Here is a 3,899-nt window from a genome sequence, read left to right as displayed (position 1 = left end):
ACCGAAGCGATGATGGCGGTGCTGCTGGAATTGCACTACGACAAGGGCGAAATCCTCGAGGCCTATCTCAACGAGGTCTTCGTCGGCCAGGACGGCCAGCGCGCCGTGCACGGCTTCGGTCTGGCCAGTCAGTTCTTCTTCAGTCAGCCGTTGTCCGAGCTCAAGCTGCACCAGGTGGCATTGCTGGTGGGTATGGTCAAGGGCCCGTCCTCCTATAACCCGCGTCGCAATCCCGAGCGTGCCCTGGAACGCCGCAACCTGGTGCTCGACCTGCTGGCGCAGCAGGGCGTAGCGACCCAGGAAGCGGTCGACGCCGCCAAGAAGATGCCCTTGGGCGTGACCAAGCGCGGCAGCCTGGCGGACAGCTCCTTCCCCGGCTTCCTCGACCTCGTCAAGCGCCAGTTGCGCGACGATTATCGCGACGAAGACTTGACCGAAGAAGGCCTGCGGATCTTTACCAGTTTCGACCCGATCCTGCAGATGAAGGCCGAATCGTCGGTTACCGACACCTTCAAACGCCTGGCCGGGCGCAAAGGCGCCGATGAAGTCGAGGCGGCCATGGTCGTGACCAACCCCGAAAGCGGCGAAGTGCAGGCCTTGGTCGGCAGCCGCGTACCAGGTTTCGCCGGTTTCAACCGCGCGCTCGATGCAGTGCGTCCCATCGGCTCGCTGATCAAGCCGGCGGTGTACCTGACCGCGCTTGAGCAGCCTAGCAAATACACTCTGACCAGTTGGGTGCAGGACGTACCGTTTTCGGTCAAGGGCGCAGACGGTCAGATCTGGAAGCCGCAGAACTACGAACGCAATTCCAATGGCACGGTGTTCCTGTATCAGGGCCTCGCCCATTCCTACAACCTGTCGACGGCCCGCCTGGGCCTGGATCTGGGCGTGCCCAACGTGCTCAAGACCCTCGGCAAGTTGGGTGTGCAAGTCGATTGGCCCGCCTACCCGTCGATGTTGCTGGGGGCGGGCGGCCTGGCGCCGATGCAGGTGGCAACCATGTACCAGACCTTGGCCAATGGCGGTTTCAATACGCCGATGCGGGGCATTCGCAGCGTACTCACGGCCGAAGGCGAACCGCTCAAGCGCTACCCGTTCCAGATCCAGCAGCGCTTCGACCCGGCTTCCATCTACCTGATTCAGAACGCCATGCAGCGGGTGATGCGCGAAGGCACCGGACGTTCGGTCTACAACGTGCTGCCGAGCAATCTGAATCTGGCCGGCAAGACCGGCACCAGTAACGACTCGCGCGACAGCTGGTTCGCCGGCTTCAGCCAGGACGTGTTGGCCGTGGTCTGGTTGGGCCGCGACGACAACGGCAAGACGCCGTTCACCGGCGCCACCGGTGCGCTGCAGGTCTGGACCAGCTTCATGAAGAAAGCCGATCCGCTGCCGCTGGATACCCCCGTTCCGGAAAACGTGGTGCAGGCCTGGGTCGACGCCAAGACCGGACAGGGCTCGGACGCAAGCTGCCCCAACGCTGTGCAGATGCCGTATATTCGTGGCAGCGAACCGACTCCAGGCACCGCATGCGGCGGTGCCAATCCGGCCACCGACGATTCGGTGATGGACTGGGTCAAAGGCTGGTTGAACTAAGCGAAGGGGAATGAAGTGAACAAGTGGTGGTTTCCTGCCTTGACGGCATTGGCTTTGCTCAACGGTTGCGCCAGCGTGGAACGTGGCTCCATTCCAGTGGTTGATTCCGGCTCTGCGGTCACCAATGGCGAACGTGTGTCGCGCACCGGCGGTTTCCGCCAGACCACCGTGGTGCGCCCCAAAGCGCAGGCCCAGGCGATCACCGAAGATTCCGGCGTGGTCGTCATGGTGCCGCAAGGGGCGGGCTCGCAGCCGATCCAGAGCTTCCCAGCGCCAGGCAACAGCGCGCCGATCAGCACCGGGCCGATCACGCCCGGCCCGATAGTGCCTGGCCCCAGCAGCTCGGCGCCCGTGAGCCAGGCGCCGGCCTACACGCCGGCCGCACCAAGCACGACCTACAACATGCCGGCCAGCGCTCCGAGCGGAATTCCGCGGGCCAGCAGCGGTAGCGGCCTGTCCGCCGACGAACAACTGGACGGCCCGGTCCTGGCACTGTTGACCACCGCTCAGCAACAGCAGGGTGGCGGCGATCTGAACGGTGCTTCCTCCAGCTTGGAGCGCGCTCAACGCATCGCACCGCGCGAGCCGCAGGTGCTGTACAAGCTGGCCCAAGTGCGGCTAGCCCAGGGTGACGCTGCCCAGGCCGAGCAACTGGCCCGCCGAGCGCTGACCTACGCCAATGGTCGTCCCGATCTGCAGGCGAGCCTGTGGAACATCATCGCCCAGTCGCGCGACAAGCAGGGCGATGCGGCGGGCGCCAACCTGGCTCGCCAGAAAGCCAAGAGTGCTTCGTGATGGATGATCGTTTCCTTGCGATCGCCGAGCATCTGCTGTTGATCGAACGCGAATTGCGTCAGCAGGGTTGGTGGCAGGATGTGCCACCCAGTGCCGAAGCGCTGGCCAGCGTCGAGCCGTTCAGCGTCGATACCCTGGACTTCGATCAATGGCTGCAGTGGATCTTCCTGCCCCGCATGAAGATCATCATCGAGCAGGATCTTCCCCTGCCCAACGCCTCGGGCATTCTGGCGATGGCCGAAATGGTCTACGCCGATCGTCCCGACCAGAGCCGCGGCCTGCGCGCCAGTCTGGCGCGCTTCGACGAGCTGATCGGGCAGGTACGCTAGACGCTTACGTGCACTGCTCGTCGATCACCTTGCGCACTTCCTCGATCTTCGCCTGACGCTCCTGCTCGGTCAGGCGCTTGACCTCGCCATTGACCTGCTGAAGCACCCGCGGATTGTTCTTGAGCTGCGCCAGGTTGGTCCTGACGCCGGTACAGAACTCGTTGCGTCGCGACGTCTCGTCGGCCACCTGCGACTTTACCTTGCGGTCGATCCGGCGTTGCTCGGCCTCGCCACTGGCTTTCATCACGGCTTCGTTGGAGATCGGCTCGGGCGGGGTTACCGGCTTCACGCCTTCCACGGCGGTCGCCTCAACGCCGTTGGGCGGTCGTGCATCAAAATGCGTCACGCCCTGGCTATCGACCCATTTGTAGATTTGTCCTGCCATCACCCATGGGGACAGGGCAAACAGCAGCAAACTTGCGGCAACGGTTGAACGCATGGCGCCTTCTCTGAGGGTTGGTTACGCATGAAACTACCATAGCTCATCAGCCAGGCAGGGTTTATTGCGCCGTTTGGGTGCAGGTGCGCAATAAAATGCACGCATCACTTGACTTGCAGCAGACGAATCACAACAATCCAAAGTCCGCTGTACAGGGACTGCCAGAAGCAGACCCACACAGCAGAGCACAGGCGCACACCAGCGCCGACCCGTAATACCCGCAACGCGTTACCTCGCGCTGGGTGGGAAAGCCCGTGACACTTGGGTGCTCCCAATACTTGCTCAGTCAGTGCTGACGTACGTCGGCGACCACCGTCGCTCATGCTCTGCTGGCAGTAAACCTATTAAGACCCGTTCCCATGGAGCGGTATTCTGGCGTTTTAGAGGTGAACAACGTGGAGCTTTTATCTGGCGCTGAAATGGTCGTCCGCTTCCTGCGCGACGAAGGCGTTAAGCACATCTACGGGTACCCCGGTGGTGCCCTCCTGCATGTCTATGACGCCCTGTTCAAGGAACCCGCAGTCGAGCACGTGCTGGTCCGGCACGAGCAGGCCGCAACTCACATGGCCGATGGCTATGCCCGCGCGACCGGCAAGGCCGGCGTGGTACTGGTGACGTCCGGCCCGGGTGCCACCAACGCCATTACCGGTATCGCCACGGCCTACATGGACTCCATTCCGATGGTGATCCTCTCGGGCCAGGTGGCCAGCACCCTGGTCGGCACCGACGCCTTCCAGGAA

General features: G+C 63.1%; 5 protein-coding genes. 4 read left to right on the top strand and 1 reads right to left on the bottom strand.

Annotated features, from left to right (window positions below; translation table 11 throughout):
- From mrcB to B2V21_RS08795, 3 genes are all read left to right on the top strand, one after another.
- Positions 1 to 1,596 (top strand): penicillin-binding protein 1B (mrcB, locus tag B2V21_RS08805; RefSeq protein WP_286916631.1); only part of this gene is annotated, 1,596 nt, incomplete at its 5' end.
- A 15-nt stretch (positions 1,597 to 1,611) separates the two neighbouring features.
- Positions 1,612 to 2,391 (top strand): tetratricopeptide repeat protein, encoded by a 780-nt coding sequence (locus tag B2V21_RS08800; protein ID WP_049858690.1) that lies wholly within the window; start codon positions 1,612 to 1,614, stop codon positions 2,389 to 2,391.
- A complete protein-coding gene (locus B2V21_RS08795) occupies positions 2,391 to 2,720 on the top strand; it encodes a YqcC family protein (protein ID WP_049858691.1) in 330 nt (109 codons plus the stop codon). The genes B2V21_RS08800 and B2V21_RS08795 overlap by 1 nt, the downstream gene beginning before the upstream one ends.
- 4 nt (positions 2,721 to 2,724) lie before the next feature.
- Here the strand turns inward: B2V21_RS08795 and B2V21_RS08790 are convergent, their stop codons facing one another.
- Complete coding sequence (locus B2V21_RS08790; protein ID WP_049858692.1) at positions 2,725 to 3,159, bottom strand: DUF4124 domain-containing protein; 435 nt, start codon at positions 3,157 to 3,159, stop codon at positions 2,725 to 2,727.
- Positions 3,160 to 3,554: 395 nt separating this feature from the next.
- Here B2V21_RS08790 and B2V21_RS08785 point away from each other — a divergent pair.
- On the top strand, positions 3,555 to 3,899 hold a 345-nt coding region (locus B2V21_RS08785; RefSeq protein WP_286916630.1), incomplete at its 3' end, for a thiamine pyrophosphate-binding protein.

The sequence above is a fragment of the Pseudomonas sp. UBA6276 genome (genome assembly GCF_002438365.1).
Classification (GTDB): Bacteria; Pseudomonadota; Gammaproteobacteria; order Pseudomonadales; family Pseudomonadaceae; genus Aquipseudomonas; species Aquipseudomonas coleopterorum.
The sequence above is the reverse complement of the archived record's forward strand: the minus strand, read 5'-3'. Positions and strand labels throughout refer to the sequence as shown.

Coding starts and splice junctions, on each gene's coding strand:
- B2V21_RS08795 (WP_049858691.1), top strand. CDS start 2,391: ATGGATGATCGTTTCCTTGCGATCGCCGAGCATCTGCTGTTGATCGAA.
- B2V21_RS08790 (WP_049858692.1), bottom strand. CDS start 3,159: ATGCGTTCAACCGTTGCCGCAAGTTTGCTGCTGTTTGCCCTGTCCCCA.